Annotated in this window: 37 protein-coding genes and 1 rRNA gene; 36 read left to right on the top strand and 2 right to left on the bottom strand. The window is 43.1% G+C overall.

Annotation, left to right across the window (positions count from 1 at the left end; all coding sequences use genetic code 11):
- Position 1: 1 nt before the first annotated feature.
- From rplP to LQ216_RS18950, 33 genes are all read left to right on the top strand, one after another.
- Positions 2 to 436 carry a 50S ribosomal protein L16 gene (rplP, locus tag LQ216_RS18790; RefSeq protein WP_230131033.1) on the top strand — a complete coding sequence of 145 codons (435 nt, stop codon included), beginning with the start codon at positions 2 to 4 and terminating at the stop codon, positions 434 to 436.
- Entirely contained in the window at positions 426 to 629 is a 204-nt protein-coding gene (gene rpmC, locus LQ216_RS18795) for a 50S ribosomal protein L29 (RefSeq protein ID WP_117303864.1), read from the top strand. Before rplP ends, rpmC begins: the two co-directional genes overlap by 11 nt.
- Before the next feature lie 19 nt (positions 630 to 648).
- On the top strand, positions 649 to 912 hold the full coding sequence (rpsQ, locus tag LQ216_RS18800; RefSeq protein WP_230131035.1) for a 30S ribosomal protein S17: 264 nt from the start codon (positions 649 to 651) through the stop codon (positions 910 to 912).
- Positions 913 to 954: 42 nt separating this feature from the next.
- Positions 955 to 1,323 (top strand): 50S ribosomal protein L14, encoded by a 369-nt coding sequence (rplN, locus tag LQ216_RS18805; RefSeq protein WP_230131037.1) that lies wholly within the window; start codon positions 955 to 957, stop codon positions 1,321 to 1,323.
- A 42-nt stretch (positions 1,324 to 1,365) separates the two neighbouring features.
- A complete protein-coding gene (rplX, locus tag LQ216_RS18810) occupies positions 1,366 to 1,677 on the top strand; it encodes a 50S ribosomal protein L24 (RefSeq protein ID WP_230131039.1) in 312 nt (103 codons plus the stop codon).
- Positions 1,678 to 1,702: 25 nt separating this feature from the next.
- Complete coding sequence (gene rplE / locus LQ216_RS18815; RefSeq protein ID WP_230131041.1) at positions 1,703 to 2,242, top strand: 50S ribosomal protein L5; 540 nt, start codon at positions 1,703 to 1,705, stop codon at positions 2,240 to 2,242.
- 24 nt (positions 2,243 to 2,266) lie between these two features.
- The gene (locus LQ216_RS18820; RefSeq protein ID WP_230131043.1) at positions 2,267 to 2,452 is read left to right on the top strand and encodes a type Z 30S ribosomal protein S14; all 186 of its coding nucleotides are present in this window, start codon (positions 2,267 to 2,269) and stop codon (positions 2,450 to 2,452) included.
- 30 nt (positions 2,453 to 2,482) lie between these two features.
- Positions 2,483 to 2,881 (top strand): 30S ribosomal protein S8, encoded by a 399-nt coding sequence (gene rpsH, locus LQ216_RS18825; RefSeq protein WP_117303858.1) that lies wholly within the window; start codon positions 2,483 to 2,485, stop codon positions 2,879 to 2,881.
- Between the two features lie 31 nt (positions 2,882 to 2,912).
- On the top strand, positions 2,913 to 3,449 hold the full coding sequence (gene rplF, locus LQ216_RS18830) for a 50S ribosomal protein L6 (protein ID WP_230131045.1): 537 nt from the start codon (positions 2,913 to 2,915) through the stop codon (positions 3,447 to 3,449).
- Between the two features lie 35 nt (positions 3,450 to 3,484).
- The gene (gene rplR, locus LQ216_RS18835; RefSeq protein ID WP_230131047.1) at positions 3,485 to 3,847 is read left to right on the top strand and encodes a 50S ribosomal protein L18; all 363 of its coding nucleotides are present in this window, start codon (positions 3,485 to 3,487) and stop codon (positions 3,845 to 3,847) included.
- A 23-nt stretch (positions 3,848 to 3,870) separates the two neighbouring features.
- Positions 3,871 to 4,374: a 30S ribosomal protein S5 gene (rpsE, locus tag LQ216_RS18840; RefSeq protein WP_230131049.1), complete on the top strand. Its 504-nt coding sequence runs from the start codon at positions 3,871 to 3,873 to the stop codon at positions 4,372 to 4,374.
- A 14-nt stretch (positions 4,375 to 4,388) separates the two neighbouring features.
- Positions 4,389 to 4,571, top strand: coding sequence for a 50S ribosomal protein L30 (rpmD, locus tag LQ216_RS18845; protein WP_101596716.1), 183 nt, complete (start codon positions 4,389 to 4,391; stop codon positions 4,569 to 4,571).
- 32 nt (positions 4,572 to 4,603) lie between these two features.
- Positions 4,604 to 5,044, top strand: coding sequence for a 50S ribosomal protein L15 (rplO, locus tag LQ216_RS18850; protein ID WP_230131051.1), 441 nt, complete (start codon positions 4,604 to 4,606; stop codon positions 5,042 to 5,044).
- Entirely contained in the window at positions 5,044 to 6,339 is a 1,296-nt protein-coding gene (gene secY, locus LQ216_RS18855) for a preprotein translocase subunit SecY (RefSeq protein ID WP_230131053.1), read from the top strand. Before rplO ends, secY begins: the two co-directional genes overlap by 1 nt.
- A 62-nt stretch (positions 6,340 to 6,401) precedes the next feature.
- Positions 6,402 to 7,052: an adenylate kinase gene (locus LQ216_RS18860; RefSeq protein ID WP_230131055.1), complete on the top strand. Its 651-nt coding sequence runs from the start codon at positions 6,402 to 6,404 to the stop codon at positions 7,050 to 7,052.
- Complete coding sequence (map, locus tag LQ216_RS18865) at positions 7,052 to 7,798, top strand: type I methionyl aminopeptidase (protein WP_230131057.1); 747 nt, start codon at positions 7,052 to 7,054, stop codon at positions 7,796 to 7,798. Before LQ216_RS18860 ends, map begins: the two co-directional genes overlap by 1 nt.
- Before the next feature lie 103 nt (positions 7,799 to 7,901).
- Positions 7,902 to 8,120, top strand: coding sequence for a translation initiation factor IF-1 (gene infA / locus LQ216_RS18870; protein ID WP_101631925.1), 219 nt, complete (start codon positions 7,902 to 7,904; stop codon positions 8,118 to 8,120).
- 39 nt (positions 8,121 to 8,159) lie between these two features.
- Positions 8,160 to 8,273 (top strand): 50S ribosomal protein L36, encoded by a 114-nt coding sequence (gene rpmJ / locus LQ216_RS18875; protein ID WP_003156543.1) that lies wholly within the window; start codon positions 8,160 to 8,162, stop codon positions 8,271 to 8,273.
- A gap of 23 nt (positions 8,274 to 8,296) precedes the next feature.
- On the top strand, positions 8,297 to 8,662 hold the full coding sequence (gene rpsM, locus LQ216_RS18880; protein ID WP_230131060.1) for a 30S ribosomal protein S13: 366 nt from the start codon (positions 8,297 to 8,299) through the stop codon (positions 8,660 to 8,662).
- A gap of 22 nt (positions 8,663 to 8,684) precedes the next feature.
- Positions 8,685 to 9,074 carry a 30S ribosomal protein S11 gene (rpsK, locus tag LQ216_RS18885; RefSeq protein WP_117303849.1) on the top strand — a complete coding sequence of 130 codons (390 nt, stop codon included), beginning with the start codon at positions 8,685 to 8,687 and terminating at the stop codon, positions 9,072 to 9,074.
- Between the two features lie 181 nt (positions 9,075 to 9,255).
- Complete coding sequence (locus tag LQ216_RS18890; protein ID WP_230131061.1) at positions 9,256 to 10,200, top strand: DNA-directed RNA polymerase subunit alpha; 945 nt, start codon at positions 9,256 to 9,258, stop codon at positions 10,198 to 10,200.
- A gap of 75 nt (positions 10,201 to 10,275) precedes the next feature.
- Positions 10,276 to 10,638, top strand: a complete 363-nt coding sequence (gene rplQ, locus LQ216_RS18895; protein ID WP_230131063.1) for a 50S ribosomal protein L17 — start codon at positions 10,276 to 10,278, stop codon at positions 10,636 to 10,638.
- 446 nt (positions 10,639 to 11,084) lie between these two features.
- On the top strand, positions 11,085 to 11,924 hold the full coding sequence (locus LQ216_RS18900) for an energy-coupling factor ABC transporter ATP-binding protein (protein ID WP_230131065.1): 840 nt from the start codon (positions 11,085 to 11,087) through the stop codon (positions 11,922 to 11,924).
- The gene (locus LQ216_RS18905) at positions 11,900 to 12,766 is read left to right on the top strand and encodes an energy-coupling factor ABC transporter ATP-binding protein (RefSeq protein ID WP_230131067.1); all 867 of its coding nucleotides are present in this window, start codon (positions 11,900 to 11,902) and stop codon (positions 12,764 to 12,766) included. The genes LQ216_RS18900 and LQ216_RS18905 overlap by 25 nt, the downstream gene beginning before the upstream one ends.
- Positions 12,766 to 13,566 carry an energy-coupling factor transporter transmembrane protein EcfT gene (locus tag LQ216_RS18910; protein WP_230131069.1) on the top strand — a complete coding sequence of 267 codons (801 nt, stop codon included), beginning with the start codon at positions 12,766 to 12,768 and terminating at the stop codon, positions 13,564 to 13,566. Before LQ216_RS18905 ends, LQ216_RS18910 begins: the two co-directional genes overlap by 1 nt.
- A gap of 9 nt (positions 13,567 to 13,575) precedes the next feature.
- Positions 13,576 to 14,316, top strand: coding sequence for a tRNA pseudouridine(38-40) synthase TruA (gene truA / locus LQ216_RS18915; RefSeq protein WP_230131072.1), 741 nt, complete (start codon positions 13,576 to 13,578; stop codon positions 14,314 to 14,316).
- 124 nt (positions 14,317 to 14,440) lie between these two features.
- Positions 14,441 to 14,698, top strand: coding sequence for a hypothetical protein (locus LQ216_RS18920; protein WP_230131074.1), 258 nt, complete (start codon positions 14,441 to 14,443; stop codon positions 14,696 to 14,698).
- A 120-nt stretch (positions 14,699 to 14,818) separates the two neighbouring features.
- Entirely contained in the window at positions 14,819 to 15,256 is a 438-nt protein-coding gene (rplM, locus tag LQ216_RS18925) for a 50S ribosomal protein L13 (protein WP_230131076.1), read from the top strand.
- A gap of 20 nt (positions 15,257 to 15,276) precedes the next feature.
- Positions 15,277 to 15,669, top strand: coding sequence for a 30S ribosomal protein S9 (rpsI, locus tag LQ216_RS18930; RefSeq protein WP_117303841.1), 393 nt, complete (start codon positions 15,277 to 15,279; stop codon positions 15,667 to 15,669).
- Positions 15,670 to 15,954: 285 nt separating this feature from the next.
- Positions 15,955 to 17,268 carry an MFS transporter gene (locus tag LQ216_RS18935; RefSeq protein ID WP_230131078.1) on the top strand — a complete coding sequence of 438 codons (1,314 nt, stop codon included), beginning with the start codon at positions 15,955 to 15,957 and terminating at the stop codon, positions 17,266 to 17,268.
- Positions 17,269 to 17,562: 294 nt separating this feature from the next.
- On the top strand, positions 17,563 to 18,006 hold the full coding sequence (locus LQ216_RS18940) for a YbaK family protein (protein ID WP_230131080.1): 444 nt from the start codon (positions 17,563 to 17,565) through the stop codon (positions 18,004 to 18,006).
- Between the two features lie 81 nt (positions 18,007 to 18,087).
- Positions 18,088 to 18,813: an N-acetylmuramoyl-L-alanine amidase CwlD gene (cwlD, locus tag LQ216_RS18945; RefSeq protein ID WP_230131082.1), complete on the top strand. Its 726-nt coding sequence runs from the start codon at positions 18,088 to 18,090 to the stop codon at positions 18,811 to 18,813.
- Positions 18,814 to 18,980: 167 nt separating this feature from the next.
- Positions 18,981 to 20,042: an Mrp/NBP35 family ATP-binding protein gene (locus LQ216_RS18950; RefSeq protein ID WP_230131083.1), complete on the top strand. Its 1,062-nt coding sequence runs from the start codon at positions 18,981 to 18,983 to the stop codon at positions 20,040 to 20,042.
- Positions 20,043 to 20,082: 40 nt separating this feature from the next.
- Here the strand turns inward: LQ216_RS18950 and gerD are convergent, their stop codons facing one another.
- Positions 20,083 to 20,688, bottom strand: a complete 606-nt coding sequence (gerD, locus tag LQ216_RS18955; RefSeq protein ID WP_230131085.1) for a spore germination lipoprotein GerD — start codon at positions 20,686 to 20,688, stop codon at positions 20,083 to 20,085.
- A 139-nt stretch (positions 20,689 to 20,827) separates the two neighbouring features.
- On the opposite strand from gerD, the gene LQ216_RS18960 reads away from it, so the two are divergent.
- A complete protein-coding gene (locus tag LQ216_RS18960; RefSeq protein ID WP_230131087.1) occupies positions 20,828 to 21,502 on the top strand; it encodes a KinB-signaling pathway activation protein in 675 nt (224 codons plus the stop codon).
- Between the two features lie 40 nt (positions 21,503 to 21,542).
- On the opposite strand, the gene pdaB is transcribed toward LQ216_RS18960, so the two are convergent.
- Positions 21,543 to 22,295 (bottom strand): polysaccharide deacetylase family sporulation protein PdaB, encoded by a 753-nt coding sequence (pdaB, locus tag LQ216_RS18965; RefSeq protein WP_230131090.1) that lies wholly within the window; start codon positions 22,293 to 22,295, stop codon positions 21,543 to 21,545.
- Positions 22,296 to 22,424: 129 nt separating this feature from the next.
- Between pdaB and LQ216_RS18970 the strand changes: the two genes are divergently transcribed.
- The gene (locus LQ216_RS18970) at positions 22,425 to 22,658 is read left to right on the top strand and encodes a hypothetical protein (RefSeq protein ID WP_230131098.1); all 234 of its coding nucleotides are present in this window, start codon (positions 22,425 to 22,427) and stop codon (positions 22,656 to 22,658) included.
- A gap of 283 nt (positions 22,659 to 22,941) precedes the next feature.
- A 16S ribosomal RNA gene (locus LQ216_RS18975) occupies positions 22,942 to 23,162 on the top strand; the annotation flags it as partial.

A 23,162-nucleotide genomic window follows, 5' to 3' on the forward strand; every position in this document is an offset into this window, starting at 1 on the left:
TATGTTAATGCCTAAACGTGTTAAATACCGTCGTGAACATCGCGGTAAGATGAGAGGGAATGCAAAAGGCGGTACTGAAGTACATTTCGGTGAGTACGGTCTTCAAGCTTTAGAAGCATCCTGGATCACGAACCGTCAAATTGAAGCTGCCCGTATTGCTATGACTCGTCATATGAAACGTGGCGGTAAAGTTTGGATTAAAATTTTCCCAAGCAAGCCTTTCACTGCCAAGCCTTTGGAAGTACGTATGGGTTCCGGTAAAGGTGCTCCTGAAGGATGGGTTGCTGTCGTTAAACCCGGCAAGATCATGTTTGAACTCGCAGGTGTCCCTGAAGAGGTGGCCCGAGAAGCATTGCGTCTTGCAGCACACAAACTTCCGATCAAATGTAAGTTTGTGAAACGAGAAGAAATTGGTGGTGAATCGAATGAAAGTTAATGAAATTAAAGACCTAACCACTGCCGAAATTGAACAAAAAGTAAAATCTCTAAAAGAAGAATTATTTAATCTTCGTTTCCAGTTAGCTACTGGTCAACTTGAAAATACAGCGCGTATTCGTGAAGTGCGCAAATCGATCGCTCGTATGAAAACGGTTGTTCGTGAAAGAGAGATCGGTGTCAATAATCGATAATTGAGGGGAGGTTTGCATAATGAGCGAACGCAACCAACGCAAGGTCTACACCGGACGCGTGGTATCCGACAAAATGGATAAGACGATAACAGTTGTTGTAGAAACTTATAAAAAACATTCTCTTTACGGGAAGCGTGTTAAATACTCTAAGAAATTAAAGACTCATGATGAGTTAAACGAAGCAAAAGTAGGCGATACTGTGAGAATCATGGAAACTCGTCCACTTTCCGCTACTAAACGCTTCCGTCTATTGGAAGTAGTAGAAAAAGCTGTAATTATTTAATCTATGTTCGGATTATGCTAATTCCGAAGGGAGGTTTCGTACATGATTCAACAAGAATCTCGTTTAAAAGTCGCTGACAACTCTGGCGCTCGTGAAGTTCTTACTATTAAAGTTCTTGGTGGCTCTGGCCGCAAGACAGCAAACATCGGTGATGTCATCGTATGCACAGTAAAACAAGCAACACCAGGGGGCGTTGTTAAAAAAGGTGAAGTTGTGAAGGCAGTTATTGTCCGTACTAAACGGGGTGTACGTCGTCCTGACGGTACTTACATTCGTTTTGATGAAAATGCATGTGTAATTATCCGTGATGACAAGAGCCCACGTGGTACCCGTATTTTTGGACCTGTTGCCCGTGAACTTCGTGACAGCAATTTCATGAAAATCGTTTCTCTTGCTCCAGAAGTTCTATAATGAATAAATCTCGTAAAAGCCTTTCAAGGAGGTGCGAAGCTAATGCATGTTAAAAAAGGTGACAAAGTCGTAGTCATCTCTGGTAAGGACAAAGGCAAACAAGGAACGATTCTTGAAGCGTTTCCTAAAACCGACCGTGTGCTGGTTGAAGGAATCAATATCGTGAAAAAGCACGCTAAGCCTTCTCAAGATAATCCGCAAGGAGGAATTTTGAGCTTAGAAGCTGCTATTCACGTATCGAACGTTATGCCATTAGATCCGAAATCAGGTGAACCAACCCGTGTTGGTTACAAAGTTGAAAACGGCAAAAAAGTACGTATTGCTGTAAAATCAGGTGAATTGTTAGATAAATAAGTCATTGAAGAAGGGAGGTAACGTAATGAACCGCCTAAAGGAAAAATTCCAAAAAGAAATTTCTCCTGCTCTAGTGAGCAAGTTTAATTATAAATCTGTAATGGAAGTACCAAGAATCGAAAAAATCGTAGTGAACATGGGTGTAGGTGACGCTGTTGCTAACTCAAAAGCATTGGACAATGCTGTTGAAGAGCTAACGTTAATCACTGGTCAGAAGCCGGTGGTAACAAAAGCGAAAAAATCTATCGCTGGTTTCCGTCTTCGTGAAGGTATGCCTATCGGTGCAAAGATTACATTGCGCGGTGAGCGTATGTATGAATTCTTTGATAAGCTAGTTTCTGTTTCTTTACCACGTGTACGTGACTTCCGTGGGATTTCTAAGAAGTCTTTTGACGGTCGCGGGAACTACACTTTAGGGATTAAAGAACAACTTATCTTCCCTGAGATTGACTACGATAAAGTGAGCAAGGTTCGCGGTATGGACATCGTAATTGTTACGACTGCCAAAACTGACGAAGAAGCTCGTGAGCTACTTACTGGATTCGGAATGCCGTTCCAAAAGTAATCTTAAATAAAGGGAGGCGAAAACGTGGCTAAAAAATCCATGATTGTGAAGCAAAAACGCGGATCGAAGTTTAAAGTACAAGAATATTCACGCTGCGAACGTTGCGGTCGACCACATTCTGTATTACGTAAATTTAAGCTTTGCCGTATTTGTTTCCGTGAACTTGCACATAAAGGACAAATCCCTGGCGTGAAAAAAGCTAGCTGGTAAAACCCGACTTTGGGAAGGAGGTAAATAAAAATGGTCATGACAGATCCTATTGCAGATATGCTTACTCGCATCCGTAATGCGAATATGGTTCGTCACGAGAAATTGGAAGTTCCAGCTTCAAAGATCAAGAAGGAAGTTGCAGAGATCTTAAAGCGTGAGGGCTTCGTACGTGACGTGGAATTCATTGAAGACAACAAACAAGGTATCATCCGTATCTTCCTTAAGTACGGTTCAAACAATGAACGTGTAATCACTGGTCTAAAACGTATCAGCAAACCTGGTTTGCGTGTTTACGCAAAGACTGGAGAAGTTCCACGTGTGCTTAACGGCTTAGGTATCGCTATTGTTTCTACTTCTACTGGAGTTTTAACTGATAAAGAAGCTCGCGCTAAACAAGTTGGCGGAGAAGTACTAGCATACGTTTGGTAATATATTTCTAACACGAATGGAGGTGCACTAGATGTCACGCGTAGGTAAAAAACCGATTGAAATCCCGAATGGCGTAACTGTTACGGTTGACAAAAACAACGTTACAGTTAAAGGACCTCAAGGAGAATTAGCTAGATCTTTTAATCCTGATATGACAATTAGCGTCGAGGAGAATGTTCTTACAGTAACCCGTCCATCTGACGGAAAAGAACACCGTGCCTTACACGGTACCACTCGCGCGGTTATTTCAAATATGGTTGAAGGCGTATCAAAAGGTTTCGAGAAATCTCTTGAACTTATTGGTGTTGGATACCGTGCACAAAAACAAGGTACAAAACTAATCCTTAACGTTGGGTACTCTCACCCAGTTGAGATCGAACCTGAACAAGGTGTTGTAGTTGAAGTCCCTTCTAATACTAAAATCATCGTAAAAGGCGCGAACAAAGAACGCGTAGGCGCTCTTGCAGCAAACATACGTGATGTTCGTCCACCAGAGCCATACAAGGGCAAAGGTATTCGTTACGAAGGCGAATATGTGCGTCGTAAAGAAGGTAAAACAGGTAAGTAATGCAACACATAAGTAAAACGAAAGGAGTGACGTAAATGATTACGAAGGCTGATAAAAATTCTGTTCGTAAGAAGAGACATGCACGTGTTCGTGCAAAGCTTTCTGGAACTGAAGCTCGTCCTCGTTTAAATGTGTTCCGTTCAAGCAAACACATTTACGCACAATTGATTGACGATTTAAGCGGTGTAACTCTTGCAAGTGCTTCTACACTTGATAAAGAGGTCGGCGTCGAATCTAAAGGCAATACTGATGCAGCTGTAAAAGTCGGTGAACTAATTGCGAAACGCGCAATCGAGAAAGGTTACAAAACTGTGGTATTTGACCGCGGTGGCTACCTTTTCCATGGTCGTGTTAAAGCATTAGCTGACTCTGCTCGTGAGAACGGCTTAGAATTTTAATGGAAAAAGGAGGGACAAAACAGATGCGTCGTAGTATCGATCCTAATAAATTAGAACTTGAAGAGCGCGTTGTTACTATCAACCGTGTAGCTAAGGTTGTTAAAGGTGGACGTCGTTTCCGTTTCACTGCACTTGTTGTTGTAGGTGACAAAAACGGCCACGTTGGTTTCGGAACTGGGAAAGCTCAAGAAGTACCGGATGCCATCCGCAAAGCAATCGAAGATGCTAAGAAAAACTTAATCACCGTACCTATGGTTGGTACAACAATTCCACACCTTGTAAACGGTCATTTTGGCGCGGGTCACATTCTTTTAAAACCTGCTTCTGAAGGTACTGGAGTCATCGCAGGTGGTCCTGTTCGTGCGGTACTTGAACTAGGCGGAGTAAGTGATATCCTTTCAAAATCACTAGGTACAAACACACCAATTAACATGGTTCGTGCAACAATCGATGGATTAAAGCAATTAAAACGTGCTGAGGACGTAGCTAAGTTACGTGGAAAATCAGTCGAAGAACTGTTAGGATAAGGGAGGGAATTCAAATGGCTAATAAATTAGAAATCACCCTTACTCGCAGCTTGATTGGTCGTCCTGAAGACCAACGCGTTACAGTTAACACACTGGGTCTACGCAAAATGCATCAAACAGTTGTTCATGATGATAACCCTGCTATTCGCGGTATGATTAACAAAGTTGCTCATCTTGTTACTGTAAAAGAACAATAAAATAATTTCTCTCATAACAAGGAGGTGCCAACATGAAACTTCATGAATTAAAACCTGCAGAAGGTTCTCGTAAAGAACGTAAACGCAAAGGTCGCGGGATCGGTTCCGGAAACGGTAAAACAGCCGGTAAAGGTCATAAAGGTCAAAACGCTCGTTCCGGCGGCGGTGTTCGCCTTGGATTTGAAGGAGGTCAAACTCCTTTATTCAGACGTTTGCCTAAACGCGGTTTCACAAACATCAACCGTAAAGACTATGCGATTGTTAACCTTGACGTCCTGAATCGCTTTGAAGAGGGTACAGAAGTTACACCAGCTTTATTAATTGAAACTGGTATCGTAAGCAAAGAAAAAGCAGGAATCAAGATTCTTGCCAAAGGTAATGTTGAGAAAAAGCTTACTGTTAAAGCTCACAAATTCTCCACTACTGCAAAAGAAGCTATTGAAGCTGCCGGTGGTAAAACTGAGGTGATTTAATGTTTCGTACGATCTCCAACTTTATGCGCGTGGGTGATATAAGAAACAAAATCATATTTACCCTTTTAATGTTAGTTGTCTATCGCATCGGTACATTTATCCCTGTACCGAATGTGAATGCTGAACTGTTAGCTACACAAGACCAGCTAAGCGTCTTTGGTGTTTTAAACACCTTTGGCGGCGGCGCGCTGCAAAACTTCTCAATCTTGGCGATGGGAATTATGCCGTATATCACGGCATCGATCATCATTCAGCTATTGCAAATGGACGTTGTTCCTAAGTTCACTGAATGGTCCAAGCAAGGAGAGGTCGGCCGTCGTAAATTAGCTCAGTTTACCCGCTATGCAACGATTATTCTTGGTTTTATCCAGGCGTTAGGTATGTCATACGGCTTTAATAATATGGCTGGTGGTCAACTTATACAAAACCCTGGAGTTGGAACGTATTTGCTTATCGCGACTGTATTAACAGCAGGAACGGCTTTTCTCTTGTGGTTGGGAGAGCTAATTACTGCAAAGGGTGTAGGTAATGGAATCTCTATCATTATTTTCGCTGGGATTGTAGCGAGTATACCTACTACAGTTAATCAGATATATGCTCAACAGTTTGAAAATGCGGGAGAAGAGCTTTTCTTGCGAATTGCGACGATGGCTCTCATCTTAGTGGCCGTTCTTGCGATTGTGGTTGCCGTTATTTTCATTCAACAAGCTTTACGTAAGATTCCGATTCAATATGCCAAGCGTGCTGCGGCTGGCCGCGAGCAAGCTGGCGGCCAATCGACACATCTGCCTTTGAAAGTAAATGCGGCTGGGGTTATTCCGGTAATCTTCGCCATGGCATTCATAATAACTCCAAGAACGATTGCGTCGTTTTTTGGCCCCAATGATGTAACACGCTGGATTGACAAAACATTCGACTACTCCCATCCGATTGGGATGGTCGTCTATGTTGCACTCATCATTGCTTTCTCTTATTTCTATGCCTTCATTCAGGTCAACCCTGAACAAATGGCAGATAATTTGAAAAAGCAGGGCGGTTATGTTCCGGGAATCAGACCTGGTAAAAACACTCAAGATTACTTAACGCGTGTTCTATACCGGTTAACGTTCGTTGGCTCTATTTTCCTGGCGGTTATCGCTGTTTTACCGGTGGTTTTCATACAACTTGCAGGCTTGCCTGAATCCGCACAAATCGGCGGAACGAGCTTGCTAATCATAGTGGGCGTTGCTCTTGATACGATGAAGCAGTTGGAAGCTCAATTAGTGAAACGCCATTATAAAGGTTTTATAAAGTAATGAGTTATGGGGACCCCCTATGAGTTCCCAAAACACATTATAGAGTTTGAGGGGGAAATAATGTGAATCTTGTGCTAATGGGGCTACCGGGTGCCGGGAAAGGTACTCAAGCCGAAAGAATCGTAGAAAAATATGACATCCCTCATATCTCTACTGGAGATATGTTCCGGGCAGCTATCAAAGATGGTACGGAACTTGGCTTACAGGCTAAATCATTCATGGATAAAGGTGAGCTTGTTCCTGATGAGGTGACAATCGGCATCGTCCGTGAAAGATTAAGCAAAGAAGATTGCAAGAAAGGCTTCCTCCTTGACGGCTTTCCGCGCACGGTGGCTCAGGCTGAAGCGCTTGAAAACATTCTTGCTGATTTAGATCGACAAATTCATCATGTCATCAATATTGATGTTGATAAAAACATCCTTATGGAGCGTTTAACTGGCAGACGTATTTGCAAAAACTGTGGAGCGACTTATCACTTAGTGTTCAATCCTCCAGCGGTAGAAGGAAAATGCGACCGCTGCGGCGGAGAGCTTTATCAACGCGCAGATGATAATGAAGAAACTGTACAAAACCGTTTAGACGTGAACTTGAAACAAACAAAGCCTCTACTTGATTTCTATGAAGAAAAGGGCTACGTTCGCAATATCAATGGACAACAGGATATCAATCAAGTATTTGTGGATGTTAACGAACTGCTTGGAGGATTGCGTTAATGATCATATGTAAGACTCCGCGTGAAATCGAAATCATGCGTGAAGCTGGACGTATTGTCGCTTTGACTCACCAAGAGTTAAAGAAACATATCGCTCCCGGCATCACAACGGAAGAGTTGGATCGAGTAGCTGACAGCTTTATACGCAAACATGATGCAATCCCCTCTTTTAAAGGGTATAATGGATTTCGCGGCAGTATTTGCACATCTGTCAATAGTGAACTTGTTCACGGTATTCCGGGACTTCGGGCGCTACATGAAGGAGATATCATCAGCATTGATATCGGAGCCAAGTTTAACGGCTATCATGGTGACTCTGCCTGGACATATGCGGTGGGCAACATTGATATAGAAACACAGCGGCTCTTAGATGTAACCGAAGAGTCATTATATAGAGGGTTGAAAGAGGCTAGGCCAGGCGAGCGCCTTTCAAACATCTCCCATGCTATTCAAACCTATGTCGAGGCTAATCACTTCTCTATCGTCAGAGAGTATGTCGGTCACGGAATCGGTCAAGACTTACATGAGGATCCTGACATTCCTCATTACGGTCTACCAAATAAAGGTCCTCGGTTAAAGCCTGGTATGGTGCTCGCTGTTGAACCAATGGTGAATGCCGGAAGCAGATATGTTAAGACTTTAGAGGATGACTGGACCGTAGTAACAGTCGACGGAAAAAAGTGTACTCATTTCGAACATACTATCGCAATCACTGAAACAGGGTATGATATTTTAACCAGTCTTTAGGCAAATGATTTGCGTGGATGAGAATCGGGTGCACACATAGGGCAATGGTTCAAAGTGAATTTACGACCTGAGCACATTGCTGAACAGAAGGGAGAATTATTTAATGGCGAAAGATGATGTAATTGAAGTTGAAGGGAAAGTCACTGAGACTTTGCCAAACGCTATGTTTAAGGTAGAATTAGAAAATGGTCATACTGTTTTAGCTCATGTATCCGGTAAAATTCGTATGCACTTCATTCGCATTTTGCCTGGAGATAAGGTTACGGTTGAGCTTTCCCCGTATGATCTAACTCGCGGCAGAATCACATACCGATTCAAATAATCTGGTACGCTCCGATCTGTATAAGGAGGTTAGATAGCAATGAAAGTCAGACCATCAGTAAAGCCAATCTGCGAGAAATGTAAAGTTATCCGCAGAAAAGGTAAAGTTATGGTTATTTGCGAAAACCCTAAACATAAACAAAAACAAGGCTAATATAGAAGGAGGTGCTACTTACAATGGCACGTATTGCTGGTGTAGATATTCCACGTGATAAGCGTATTATCATTTCTTTAACATATATTTTTGGTATTGGTAAACAAACAGCGGCTAAAGTTCTTTCAGAAGCTGGTGTTTCTGAGAACACTCGTGTTCGCGATTTAACTGAAGACGAGCTAAACAAAATTCGTGAGATCGTCGATAAGTTAAAGGTAGAAGGTGATCTTCGTCGTGAAGTATCCCTAAATATCAAACGATTAATGGAAATCGGCAGCTATCGCGGATTGCGTCACCGTCGCGGTCTTCCGGTTCGTGGACAAAATACAAAGAACAATGCTCGTACGCGTAAAGGACCTCGTCGTACAGTAGCTAACAAGAAAAAATAATCAGTAAAGGAGGTTACATTTCATGGCACGTAAAACTAATACACGTAAACGTCGTGTGAAAAAGAATATCGAATCAGGTATTGCACATATCCGTTCTACATTCAACAACACTATCGTTACAATTACTGACTCTCATGGGAATGCGATTTCATGGTCAAGCGCCGGTGCTCTAGGATTCCGTGGATCTCGTAAATCGACTCCGTTCGCTGCACAGATGGCTGCTGAAACAGCTGCTAAGACATCAATGGAACACGGCATGAAAACTCTTGAAGTTACGGTTAAAGGACCAGGTGCTGGACGTGAAGCTGCAATCCGTGCTCTTCAAGCTGCTGGTTTGGAAGTAACTGCAATTAAAGATGTAACTCCAGTTCCACATAACGGATGCCGTCCACCAAAACGTCGCCGTGTCTAATTTTTCTGTATAGATCATGCATCTTTGGTCAATAATGGGATATAATAACAAGTTTGCGTTCTTACAGAATGATTAGTTCAGTTGTTGCGCACAATCGGGAACGTATGCATGGGGAATTTCGGTTACGTTTGAATGTATATAAACGAACCGGGGTTTCGACGTTTTGAAGGAGGGTTTATTAATGATAGAAATAGAAAAACCAAAAATCGAAACGGTTGAAATCAACGATGACACCAAATACGGTAAGTTCGTCGTCGAGCCACTAGAGCGTGGGTATGGTACAACATTAGGTAACTCCTTACGTCGTATTCTATTATCCTCACTCCCAGGTGCCGCTGTCACATCTATTCAAGTAGATGGAGTTATGCACGAGTTCTCAACAATTGAAGGCGTTGTAGAAGATGTTACTTCTATTATTCTTAATGTGAAAAAACTAGCTCTGAAGATTTACTCCGATGAAGAAAAGACGCTTGAAATTGATGTGCAGGATGAAGGAGTAGTTACGGCAGCAGACATTACACATGACAGTGACGTGGAAATCTTAAATCCGGATTTACACATTGCGACGTTAGGAAAAAACGGTCATATGCGTATGAGATTAACTGCACGACGTGGTCGCGGTTATACTCCTGCTGAGCAAAACAAGAGAGATGATCAGCCAATCGGCGTGATTCCTATCGACTCCATTTTCACTCCTGTTTCGCGTGTTTCCTATCAAGTAGAGAACACACGTGTTGGACAAATGACAAACTATGACAAGCTGACGTTTGATGTTTGGACTGATGGAAGCAACGGTCCACAGGAAGCGGTAGCACTTGGAGCTAAGATTTTAACAGAGCATTTGAATATTTTTGTCGGGCTAACTGACGAAGCTCAAAATGCTGAAATCATGGTTGAAAAAGAAGAAGATCAAAAAGAAAAAGTTCTGGAAATGACAATTGAGGAACTGGATCTTTCTGTTCGTTCTTATAACTGCCTAAAGCGTGCCGGTATCAACACTGTTCAAGAGCTTGCTCATAAAACAGAGGAAGATATGATGAAGGTACGTAACTTAGGACGTAAATCACTTGAAGAAGTGAAAGCAAAATTAGATGAGTTAGGCTTAGGTCTGCGTAAAGACGACTGATGACTTAACTAGTCATTTTGCCTGCAAACCTGATTAACAGATTATATAACTTCAACAAAGGAGGGAATCTCTCAAATGGGTTACAGAAAGTTAGGACGCACTAGCGCACAACGTAAAGCATTACTTCGTGATTTAGCTACAGACCTTATTATCCATGAGCGCATTGAAACGACAGAAGCACGCGCAAAGGAATTACGGTCAGTTGTAGAAAAAATGATCACTCTTGGCAAGCGTGGAGACTTACATGCTCGCCGTCAAGCAGCTGCTTACATTCGCAATGAAGTAGCCAACGCTGAAAATGGCCAGGACGCAGTTCAAAAACTATTCAGCGACATCGCTGCGCGTTATGAAGAACGCCAAGGTGGCTACACTCGTATCATGAAAATTGGTCCGCGCCGCGGTGATGGTGCACCAGTCGTAGTTATCGAGTTAGTTTAAACAGCGGTTTAATCGGGGCGGGACAGTTGAACATCTAACTTGTTCTTCGCCCTTTTTCTTTTATCATCTCTAGATTTACTTACAAGAATACGCGAATTGAGTGTTACGATGGCTGGCGAACTTCAAGTTCCCCTTCACGTCTAGCTCAAGCACCCCTTCCCGCTTTTTACAAGCGTTAAATAAGAAGATACCCAAGGACGCCCTGGGTTGATTGATAAGCTGCTCTTAATTTACCGAACCACATTCGGTGGAAGGGGTGCAGCGTTTTTTTATTTTCAAAAATAGTTTGAAAAGCTACAATATGAACAGGGATTAGGGATCTTTTGCGTATTCAAATTTAAGAGTGATTATCGAAATGTAAGACGAATAGATATTTTTGACGATATCTCATTACGTGTATGGTTATCAATAACTGCTTGTTGATTACGATTAGTAGGAGGGTAGACATGGCGGACAAGCTTGTTACATTAAAGGATGTTACTTTTAAATATGAAGGCCAGGACCTGAATGCCATAGACGGGGTAAGCTTTGATGTCTATAAGGGTGAATGGCTCGCGATCGTAGGACATAATGGTTCAGGAAAATCGACGCTGGCAAAGCTTCTAAATGGCCTGCAGTATGCTGAATCTGGATCCATTTCTATCAATGATGTAGAGCTCTCTGAGACAACGGTGTGGGACGTTCGAAAGAAGATTGGTATGGTTTTTCAAAACCCTGATAATCAATTTGTAGGGTCTACTGTTCAGGATGATGTGGCTTTTGGTTTAGAAAACCTGGGAGTTCAGCAGGGTTTGATGGTTGAACGTGTCCAGGAAGCTCTAAGCAAAGTGAAAATGGATCAATTTCTTAATCAAGAGCCGCACCATCTTTCCGGCGGCCAGAAGCAACGGGTTGCGATAGCAGGAGTGCTCGCCCTAAAGCCGGATATTATCATTTTGGATGAAGCAACATCTATGCTCGATCCGCGTGGACGCGAGGAAGTGCTTCATACGGTTCGTGAATTAAAGGATGAAAATATACTGACTGTCATTTCGATCACTCACGACCTGGAAGAGGCGGCTAAAGCAGACAGGATTATTGTGATGAATCAGGGGCATCTTTATCGTCAGGGGACTCCGAGTGAAATATTTCTTATGGAAGATGAATTAATTGCTTTAGGTTTGGATATCCCTTTTTCCGTGAAATTAAGCAAGGCATTGCGTGAACAGGACCTTAATTTGGCTGATAGTCATTTAACAGAAGAAGAGTTGGTGAAGGATTTATGCGAATTAAACTCCAAGATGTAGAATACCGCTACCAAATCGATACGCCTTTTGAACGTTTGGCGATTCATGATGTTAATATGGAAATCACCCCCGGTTCATCAGTAGCGATCATTGGCCATACTGGTTCAGGTAAGTCAACACTGCTTCAGCATTTGAATGCTCTTATCAAACCGACGAAGGGCAGAGTGATCATTGGCGACCGTACAATTGAATCCGGCCGAAAGGAAAAACAGCTACGTCCGATCCGGCAAAAGGTCGGGATTGTTTTTCAATTTCCAGAACATCAGTTGTTTGAAGAAACGGTGGAAAAGGATATCTGTTTTGGCCCGATTAATTTTGGTGTGCCTAAAGAGAAAGCAAAGGTACAGGCAAGGAATGCTTTAGAACTCGTTGGCCTTTCGGAAGATATGCTCGAAAAATCGCCTTTTGATTTATCTGGCGGACAAATGCGGCGGGTAGCCATAGCCGGAGTCCTTGCCATGGAACCGGAAGTACTCGTGCTTGATGAGCCGACAGCAGGCCTGGACCCGCGCGGCCGCAAGGAAATAATGGACATGTTTTACCGGCTTCATAAAGAACAAGGCATCACCACAGTTCTGGTTACTCACAGCATGGAGGATGCAGCCAGGTATGCGGATGAAATCGTGATTATGCACAAAGGTACAGTCTATCAGAGAGGAACGCCCCTGGAGATATTTTCCCAGCCGGAACAACTGATAGAATTAGGGCTGGATGTGCCTAATACCGTGCGTTTTCAATTACAGTTGCAAAAAGAAATGGGAATCCGTTTTGATCATCCTTGTTTAAGCATTGAAGATTTGGCCGGGGAAATTAAACGGGTTATGGAACGGGGGAGCCGCTAATGCTGGATAAAATGATTTTCGGGCGTTATGTTCCGCTGGAGTCACCGATTCACCGAATGGACCCCCGTTCTAAATTATTGCTCGTTTTCATATTCGTATGCATCGTATTTCTTGCTAACAATCTGATAACTTATTCGATACTTGCTGTGTTTACATTTGCCCTTATAGCTATTTCAAGAATTCCCGTCCGCTTCCTTTTCAACGGACTGAAACCGATTTTATTCTTAATCTTATTTACGTTACTGCTGCATATTTTTTTCACAAAGGAAGGCTCGCCTATTTTTGAGCTTGGATTTGTTAAAATATACGAAGGCGGTCTACGCCAGGGGATTTATATTTCGTTACGTTTCACCTTTTTGATTTTAGTGACCTCGCTATTAACACTGACGACGTCGCCGATCTCGATTACCGATGGCATAGAGCAGCTGCTCGGTCCGCTTAAGAAGTGGAAAATGCCGGTACATGAACTTGCGTTAATGATGTCGATTTCTTTGAGGTTCATTCCAACTCTAATGGAAGAAACCGAAAAAATCATGAAAGCACAGACAGCACGCGGAGTCGATTTTACGTCCGGTCCGATTAAAGAGCGGGTAAAAGCGATTGTTCCCCTTCTGGTTCCTTTGTTTGTCAGTTCATTTAAGAGGGCAGAAGAGTTGGCCATTGCGATGGAAGCACGCGGATACAAGGGCGGCGAAGGGCGGACGAAATACCGCCAATTAAGCTGGCATACGATTGACACGCTTTTAATGGTCGCCCTTGTTATTTTAGCGGTCTTACTGTTTGTATTTCGTTCAAATTGAGGGAGAAGTATGCACAGATATAAATGTATTATTTCTTATGATGGCACTTTGTTTGCGGGATATCAGGTTCAGCCTAATAAGCGGACCGTCCAATCGGAAATGGAGAAGGCATTGTGTAACATGCATAAAGGCAAGATGATAAAAGTAAATGCCTCTGGACGGACTGATTCAGGAGTTCATGCCATGGGGCAGGTCATCCATTTTGATTCCCCTTACTCTTTCCAGGCCGAAAACTGGGAAAAAGCACTGAATGCCCTTCTTCCCGAAGAAATAGTGGTCATTTCTATTAATGAAGTGGCTGCTGATTTTCATGCCCGATTCGATGCCACGGGCAAGGAATATCGATATAAAATCTCTCTTTCGAAAAAAAGGGATCCATTCAAAAAAAACTATGCTTATCATTTTCCATTCGAATTGGATTATCAAGCCATGGAAAAAGCCATCCCAATGCTTTTAGGTACTCATGATTTCACAAGCTTTTGCTCGGCCAAAACGGAAAGGGCCGATAAAGTCCGGACGCTAAGGGAAATAGAACTGCTTGAGGAAGACGGCATGCTTCTGTTTCGTTTTGTAGGAAGCGGTTTTTTATACAATATGGTCCGCATCCTTGTCGGAACGTTGCTTGATATTGGCACAGGGAAGAAAAAACCCGAAGACATAACGGAGATCCTGCAAAAAAAGAATCGCAGTTTCGCGGGAAAAACGGTGCCGGGACAAGGCTTGTACTTGTGGGAAGTTTTTTATAGGTAAATAAGTGGAACTTTTTTAACTTTGATGGATGTCTAACTGCGACGTACAGGACGTGACTTGCGCCGACTTGCCACAGTGGCGGTCTTAGTCGGCCAGCGCCCAGCCGTTCGGGGGCCCACAGGATGTGGGTCAGAACGACGTTGCAACAGGATGTTGCGTTCTTAGTCGTTCTTCCTTTATTAACGGGTTAGCCGAGGTTCCTCTAAGCCAAACCACTGGGAACTGCCTCCTCGCGGTTCATCTTATGCCTGTCACGACTTGCCCAGGATGGGCTGACATCGACGTTTGCCACACGATGTGGAAGATTTTAGTCGATGTTTCATACTTGCTGGGCGCTTCCGCATTTCTTGTAACAACTAATCCTGGTGTAACATTTTCTTGACAATGCTATGTGGAGAGTTTAATATAATATGGTATGTATTTTAATCCCACGATAAGCCCCGGAAAAAACTTATTGTGATTGAAAATAAATATAACTATTGATCTATTTAGGAGGGTAATCATGCGTACAACTTTTATGGCGAAAGCTAATGAAATTGAACGTAAATGGTACGTTGTAGACGCTGAAGGTAAAACTTTGGGACGTCTTGCAAGTGAAGTAGCGACCATTTTACGCGGCAAACACAAACCAACTTTTACACCGAACGTTGACACTGGTGATCATGTAATTCTAATCAATGCTTCTAAAATCGAATTGACTGGTAAGAAATTGACTGACAAGATCTACTACCGTCACACTATGCATCCAGGCGGTTTAAAAACAAGAACTGCTCTTGAAATGCGTACGAACTACCCGGAGAGAATGCTTGAACTTGCTATCAAAGGTATGCTTCCAAAGAATTCTCTAGGTCGTCAAATCTACAAAAAATTGCACGTATATGCAGGAAACGAGCACCAGCATCAAGCTCAACAGCCTGAAGTATACGAATTACGCGGATAATTAATAAGGAGGTTACTATCTTGGCACAAGTTCAATATTATGGTACTGGTCGTCGCAAAAGCTCAGTTGCCCGTGTACGTTTAGTACCAGGCGAAGGCCGCATTATTGTTAACGAACGTGAAGTTGAAGAATATATCCCATTTGCAGCACTGCGTGAAATAGTAAAGCAGCCACTAGTTGCTACTGAAACAACTGGTAACTATGATGTACTAGTAAATGTTAGTGGCGGTGGATACACTGGCCAGGCTGGCGCAATCCGTCACGGCATCGCTCGTGCATTGCTTCAAGTCGATCCAGAATACCGCGGCTCATTGAAAGCTGCAGGACTATTGACTCGTGACGCTCGTATGAAAGAACGTAAAAAATACGGACTTAAAGGCGCTCGTCGTGCACCTCAGTTCTCAAAGCGTTAATCACACGCTTCAAAGGCTCTCAACCATTTTGGTTGGGGGTCTTTTTTATGCCTCAAAATAATATTTGATGATTATGGAATAAAATTTTAGGGGTAAGAATCTGCTTTTATTCCTCCATCTTGCAGGAATTGTTTAAATATATCTTTTATTTTAGAATTATGTGATAATTATGAAATGATCTTACATATTTAGATTTAAAAGAAGTGTTTTTATAGTTACAAACCATGTGTGTGCTGACGCACGGCTAAGGAGCGTCTGCACCGGTACTTCAGGAGGAGGATAAGAATGAATCAATCCAATGAACGAGCAAACACAAGACGCATCACAGGCAACATCTTCAAAGGTTCGGTAGGAAATCTGATCGAATGGTATGACTGGTATGTCTATTCAGCTTTCGCCGTATATTTCTCAGCAACATTCTTTCCCGAAGGAGACTCCACTAGCCAACTGCTCAACACGGCGGCAATCTTCGCCGTTGGCTTCCTGATGCGCCCATTAGGCAGCCTGTTGATGGGCCGCTATGCCGATCGCCATGGCCGCCGCGCCGCGTTGACGCTTTCCATCACCGTCATGGCAGGGGGTTCTCTGATCATTGCCTGCACCCCGGGTTATGGCACGATTGGTATAATGGCTCCGATTATCCTCGTTCTGGCACGCCTGCTTCAAGGGTTGTCGTTAGGAGGAGAGTATGGAACGTCGGCAACGTATTTGTCCGAGATGGCCTCAAGCGGCCGCCGCGGCTTCTACTCGAGTTTCCAGTATGTCACACTTGTTGCCGGACAGATGGTGGCACTGGGAGTGCAGATCATACTCCAGCAAGTGCTCAGCGAATCCGATATGATGTCCTGGGGCTGGCGGATTCCCTTCGTCATCGGAGCGATGGGAGCCTTGGCCGTATTGTGGCTGCGCCGCACAATGGACGAATCGGAGCAGTTCTCAAAAATGGGTTCTGAAACCCGGGCGAATGCCGGGACCGTTCGGGCTTTAATGAAACACCCGAAAGCGGTGCTGACTGTGGTCGGACTCACGCTTGGCGGAACGGTCGCCTTCTATACTTACACGACCTATATACAGAAGTTCATGGTGAATACGGTGGGCCTCGACAAGGAGGTCGTCAGCTGGATTAACTTTATTGCCCTGTTAATATTCGTCGTGCTTCAACCGCTTGCCGGCGCGCTGTCCGACCGGATTGGGCGTCGTCCGCTATTAATGAGTTTCGGTATACTCGGAACAGTGCTGACGGTGCCGATATTCCTGTTCATGGAGCAGGCAAATAACCCTTTGATTGCTTTCTTACTTATGATGGTAGGTCTCATCATAGTCACCGGTTACACTTCTATCAATGCAATCGTGAAAGCTGAGCTCTTCCCGACTGAGATCCGTGCCCTTGGCGTCGGACTCCCTTATGCACTTACCGTAGCGATCTTCGGAGGGACGGCGGAATTCATTGCGCTATGGCTGAAGAATATTGGAGTAGAGTCGCTCTTCTACTACTATGTAGCTGGTTGTATTGCCATTAGTTTTATTGTCTATTGGCGTATGGCTGAGTCTTCGAAGGTCTCCCAAATCGAAGCCGAGCTGGATACTAAGACACGCTAGTTTCCGCAAAGCGAGATGATGGCATTATGAAATATCGCAAAGGAACTTCTCCATTACAGAAGACAGGGAGAAGGATCATGAACGAAGGAACCGACTAAAACAGGTCGGTTTTTTTTCATGTCCTGATAAATAATATCTTCTCCTTTTTAGCCGTGAAGCACCCAATAAATAATTGCCATCAACAAACTGAAAAAGAGTAGCATCACAAAGTGGTCTAGGCGAAAACTAATGGCATATCCCCTGGAATAGACCGGGGAATTGGAGAAGAACTATGGGATTCATGGGGTGTATAAAATGAATGTGATTACAACGCTGACAGAGAAGCAGAAGGCAAAACAGATTAAATACGACAGAAAGATCTTAAGGGAACTTTCGATTGACATATTAAAAAGCAGGGTTCAGGAATTTTTCGGTTCAGATAGGGTGAGCGGGGATTATTTTACCGATGTGCTTGAAGAAGCCAGTTGCGATGTCGCGATTGAGGCTTTCCTGCTCGGTGCAAATTACAGTAAATTCGGGTATTACGGAGAGACGATGGAAGAAGCCCGGAACCGCAGCAGCAAAGAAGAAAAACATCTTAGTGATACTTTGTTTAACTTTATCCTTTATTGGGGAAAAGTCGGCGATAACGATATGCAAAACGAGAGTCTCTATTACCGCTGTGAAGCCTATATAGGGGCCTGGTGGAAAGATGGCTTTGAAAAAGGCGAAAGACGGAGAAAAATGAGGCTTCATTAAGAACTTCAACGCGTGTCATGTTCTATTTTCTTCCCCTGTCCCATATTTTTTATATATAGGACGAGCGGGAGGAGACGGGATATGCGGAAGAAGTTAAAATATACCGGCTTTGCGATTGGATTGATTGTTTTATTTTTAATCGTGACAGTAAAGTTTGTAGAAGATGATTCGTGGAATTCATGGAATTTGCCTTTATCCGGAAAAATCATTATTCTTGATGCCGGCCATGGGGGTCCTGACGGCGGGGCCAATGTACAGTCGGTGCTCGAAAAAGAAATAGCGTTAAAGGTCACATTTAAAATCAGGGATTTTTTGCAGGAACAAGGGGCTCTTGTCATTATGACAAGAGAAGATGATAGCGATTTGGCTGATGAACATACAAAGGGAATCCGCAACCGGAAACGTCAAGATTTACAAAATAGGGTTAAAATGATCAACAACTCCGAGGCGGATTTGTTCCTGAGTGTCCATCTTAATGCGTTCCCGTCAAGCCAGTGGAAGGGTGCCCAAACATTCTATACAAGACGATATGAAGAAAATGAGCAAGTCGCTAAGTTTATCCAGGCCGAAATCAAACGGAATTTAGAGAATACAAACCGAGAAGCGAAGCTGATTGATAATGTATATCTCATGAGAAATGCCAAGAAGCCGGGTGCCTTGGTAGAAATAGGCTTTCTTTCGAATTCGGAAGACAGGGCAAACTTGCTAAAAGAATCCTATCAAGAAAAAATTTCAGCAGCTGTATACAAAGGGGTTCTGCGTTATTTTTCCGAAGATAAGCTATTGGATAACGAATATAAGCCTTAAGCCGGAAGAAATGATGTCCGGCTTTTTTCTATCTGTATAAGAAAACTGAATTCCAATCAGGGTTTTCTTTATATGCGGAACTTTTCAAACTTGCTGCATAAGCAATACGGAATTTATATGTTATACTTATTTGGGAAAAAAGAATAAAAAAGAGGTAGGTGCCGGGTGTGTTAACAGAAGAGAAAGTACTGAATTTACTAAAGGACCTTCAAGACCCTTTTCTTCATAAAAGTTTAGCGGAAACAGGCGGAATCCTTGAAGTAAAAATAAAACCGGAAAAGAATTATGTAAGCGTTAAAATTGCTATTGCTAAAACCGGTACAGGTGAACAGCTTCAAATGCAGACCAAGATTGTTGAAATATTGAAAGGTGGCGGAGCGGATTCAGTCGGCATTCGTTTCACCGATCTTCCTGAGGAAGAATTGGCCAAGCACCGCACTGATATGCCACAGGACAGTGCTGATGTCGGATTGCTTGGACCAAACAGCAAGACGAAGTTTATCGCGATTGCGAGCGGCAAAGGGGGCGTAGGAAAGTCTACGGTTTCCGTTAATTTCGCGACTGCTCTTGCCCGTCTCGGCAAAAAAGTGGGCCTTGTCGATGCCGATATTTATGGCTTCAGTGTGCCTGACATGATGGGGATTTCGAAGCGGCCGCAAGTTCGCGGCGAAAGAATTATCCCGGTTGAACGTCTTGGCGTAAAAGTGATGAGTATGGGCTTTTTTGTTGAAGACAATGCGCCTATTATCTGGAGAGGGCCTATGCTGGGAAAAATGCTGAACAGCTTTTTTAACGAGGTGGAATGGGGAGATATCGACTATTTAGTGCTCGACCTGCCGCCAGGAACCGGCGACGTTGCCCTGGATGTTCACTCTATGCTTCCGTCTTGTAAGGAAATCATTGTCACAACTCCTCATCCGACAGCGGCATTCGTTGCGGCGAGAGCAGGGGCAATGGCAATCAAAACGGAACATGAAGTGATCGGTGTTATAGAAAACATGGCTTACTTTGAAAGCAAGACTACCGGCGAAAAAGAATATGTTTTCGGAAAAGGCGGCGGGGAAAAGCTTGCAGAAGAACTTCGTACAGAAATACTAGGGCAGCTTCCGCTTGAGCAGCCCGATTGGAACGATGAAGACTTTGCCCCATCGATATATGCGGAGGATCACCGTTTGGGGAGAATTTATACCGAAATTGCGCAAAAGACGATTGGTATCCTTGAAAAATAAATATGAAACGGCTGACTTCTATGAGTCAGCCGTTTTTTTGTTATTGTCCGCCTCCGCCTTGCTGTCCCTGTCCTTCTTGACCGCCTCCACCTGATTGAGGCGGTGTTTCTTCCGCCGCTTTTAACAGGATGTCAGCTAATTTAGCTTTTACAAGCGGGCTGTCCATTGTTTCGATCAGGGTACTCTTTGACATCTCCCGCATTTCCTTGCTTTTAACCAATGACTTAAATTCATCCTGTAAGGAAGGATCCTTAAGTATCTCAATTATCATGGCGCGATATTGCGGATCCTTTGTTAAATCCTTGATCAGTCTTTCGTGTTCGTCCTTCATGCTGTTGGCATAAGCTGCCGCAAACTTCGGATCTTCAAAGGCTTTTTCCCAAAATTTCTTCCCCTTATCAGATGTTACAGCTTTTTCTAACGTGTCAGAAACAACCTTCTGATCCATAATAAGCTGGTCTTTCATTCCATCACCAGCCATAACATCTTTTATTGCATTTTTCCCATCATCTGTTTTTAAAATATCGACAACCATCTTTTTCGTTTGTTCATAATCAGTATTTTCTCCGCCCGTCCCGTTCTGAGCGCAGCCGGTCACAACGAGACACATCATGGAGAACAGAATTAAAAAAACTCTGGATCTCATTATAAGAGCCCCTTTCATGACTTCTTATTGTTAATATGATTCCTCTGGGCGAATTTTATTCGATGTTAGATTATGTAGATTTTTGAAGGACGGATTGGTACAATCAAAGATATATAAAGAATGTTCATGGGGGATAATGATGAATAGCCGTAATATCGTACGATTATTTATGACCACCTTGCTTGTCGGAGGGGTTACCGCGGGGATTGTTGGATTTATTGCCCGTTGGGAGCAATTTGCACCGCTGTTTACATCCTTCGACTTAGGAGAGATTGTCTCCACGTTTATCTGGATGTTTGGGGTAGGCTTAATCTTTAGTGTAATCAGCCAGGCCGGATATTTTGCCTATTTGACTATTCACCGGTTCGGGCTCGGAATATTTAAGAGCGTTAAATTATGGAATGCAGTACAGATTATGATTATCTTGTTTGTCTTGTTTGATCTCGTTTATCTGCGTTTTGTGACGTTTGCCGATGGGGAGGGCATTGGATCATATCTTGCGCTTGCTTTATTTTTGTTGGTCGTCGGCCTGGTGACCGCATATGTAAAGATGAAACAAACCAACAAACAGGCATTTATTCCCGCTTTGTTTTTTATGACGGTTGTAACCACGCTTGAATGGGTACCGGTTTTACGCGTAAACAATGAAGACTGGTTGTATTTTATGCTGTTTCCATTGCTCGCATGCAATGCTTACCAACTATTGATCTTGAATAAGCTGATTGAAAGGTCAAAACAGGAGCTGGAGAGCAAGCGAGCAGAAAAACAGCAGGCTGCGAAACCTGGGACTAAGAAAAAAGTAAAGGTGAAATAACAAAAAAGGGGTTAAGCTTGTTGCAGCTTAGCCCCTTTTTTCACTTTATTTCTTCATTCCTTGCACTTGAGTTAGAAATCATTTCTGATACGGTCACCATGCTAAGGTTTTTAGATCGGATTTCCTCAAGCAGTTGTGGCAGTGCCTTATTTGTCTGCTTAGCAGAATCGGAGGCATGTAAAAGAATAATATCTCCCTTGCGAGCTTGATCGACATTCTGAACAATGTCCTCGATCCCGGGATTCGTCCAGTCCTTCGAATCGATGCTCCAGTGGACGATAGTATATCCAAAACGCTCCCCGATCTTAAGCAGGCGCTTATCAAAATGACCAGTAGGCGACCGTAGCAGCTCGATGTCTTTAACATTTAATTTTTTGAATACCTGTTGTGCTTTCGATATATCCTTGGTGATCTCTTCGTCCTTTATATCCGAATAATCTTTATAAGAGTATCCCAGCAGCCCAATCTCATAGCCTTCCTCTACAATCTTAGCCACGACGTCAGGGTGCCTCTCTGCCCAAGATCCCGAAAGAAAAAATGTGGCAGATTTCACTTTTTCTTCTTTCAGTGTTTTCAGGATTGGCAGAGCCCGTTCATCTCCCCAGCCGATGTTGAAGGTTAATGCGATATTCTTCTCCCCTTTATAAATGGCCTTTGGTCCGTCTGACGTTGAAAAAACAGGAGTATGTAACATATTCTGCAAAAAAAGAAACCAAGCCGCGAATAAAGCTGTCAGAATCACAAGCCCGTATTGTTTCATTCTACGTGCACTAATCACCATAAAAAAATTCATTTTAGAATCACCTCGTCCACCACTCTTGCTTCATCCTATGGTTGAATTCCAAGCTTTATGCATAATTTCGGATTATAAAAGAAGCGGTTCGGGAAAATATAAAAGAAAAATAGAGCTTGAGGTGAAATGATGCTGGGTTTAATGATTAATGAAATCGAAAAAAAAGAAATGGAATACATCGTAAAAAGGGAACTCGATGAAATCTTGTTCGACTTGCAGGATGAGCGGATTGATCATATCGTAAAGCGAGCGATGGAGGAGAGATATAAGATTTTGTTCAACTTATATAAAAGAGTCGCCCCGGCGATGGAATGTATGAAATACATGAGGACAAAGCAGACATTCAAGGAACAGAAACAATAGAAAAACTATAAAGCAAATTTTTCTAGTGCAAAAAGTATTGACGGATTATTTCCCTGCTGATATATTATAAAAGCTGCTATTGAATGAGCGTGTTTTTTAAGATACTTTCTCATATTAAATATCAAAAAAACGGTTGACTTAATGGCTAGTATTTGTTATTATAATAAAGTCGCTTTCGAAAGAAACGGCAACGAAATTGCTCTTTGAAAACTGAACAAAACAAAGCGCCAACGTTAATTTTAAGTGAGCACACACTTTAAAAGCAAATGAGCAAGTCAAACATTCTTCGGAGAGTTTGATCCTGGCTCAGGACGAACGCTGGCGGCGTGCCTAATACATGCAAGTCGAGCGAATGAATAGGAGCTTGCTCCTGTTCGTTAGCGGCGGACGGGTGAGTAACACGTGGGCAACCTGCCTGTAAGACTGGGATAACTTCGGGAAACCGGAGCTAATACCGGATAGATTCTTTCTTCACATGAAGAGAGAAGGAAAGACGGTTTACGC

This window comes from Bacillus sp. CECT 9360 (genome assembly GCF_918741275.1).
In the GTDB taxonomy this organism is placed as follows: domain Bacteria; phylum Bacillota; class Bacilli; order Bacillales; family DSM-1321; genus Peribacillus.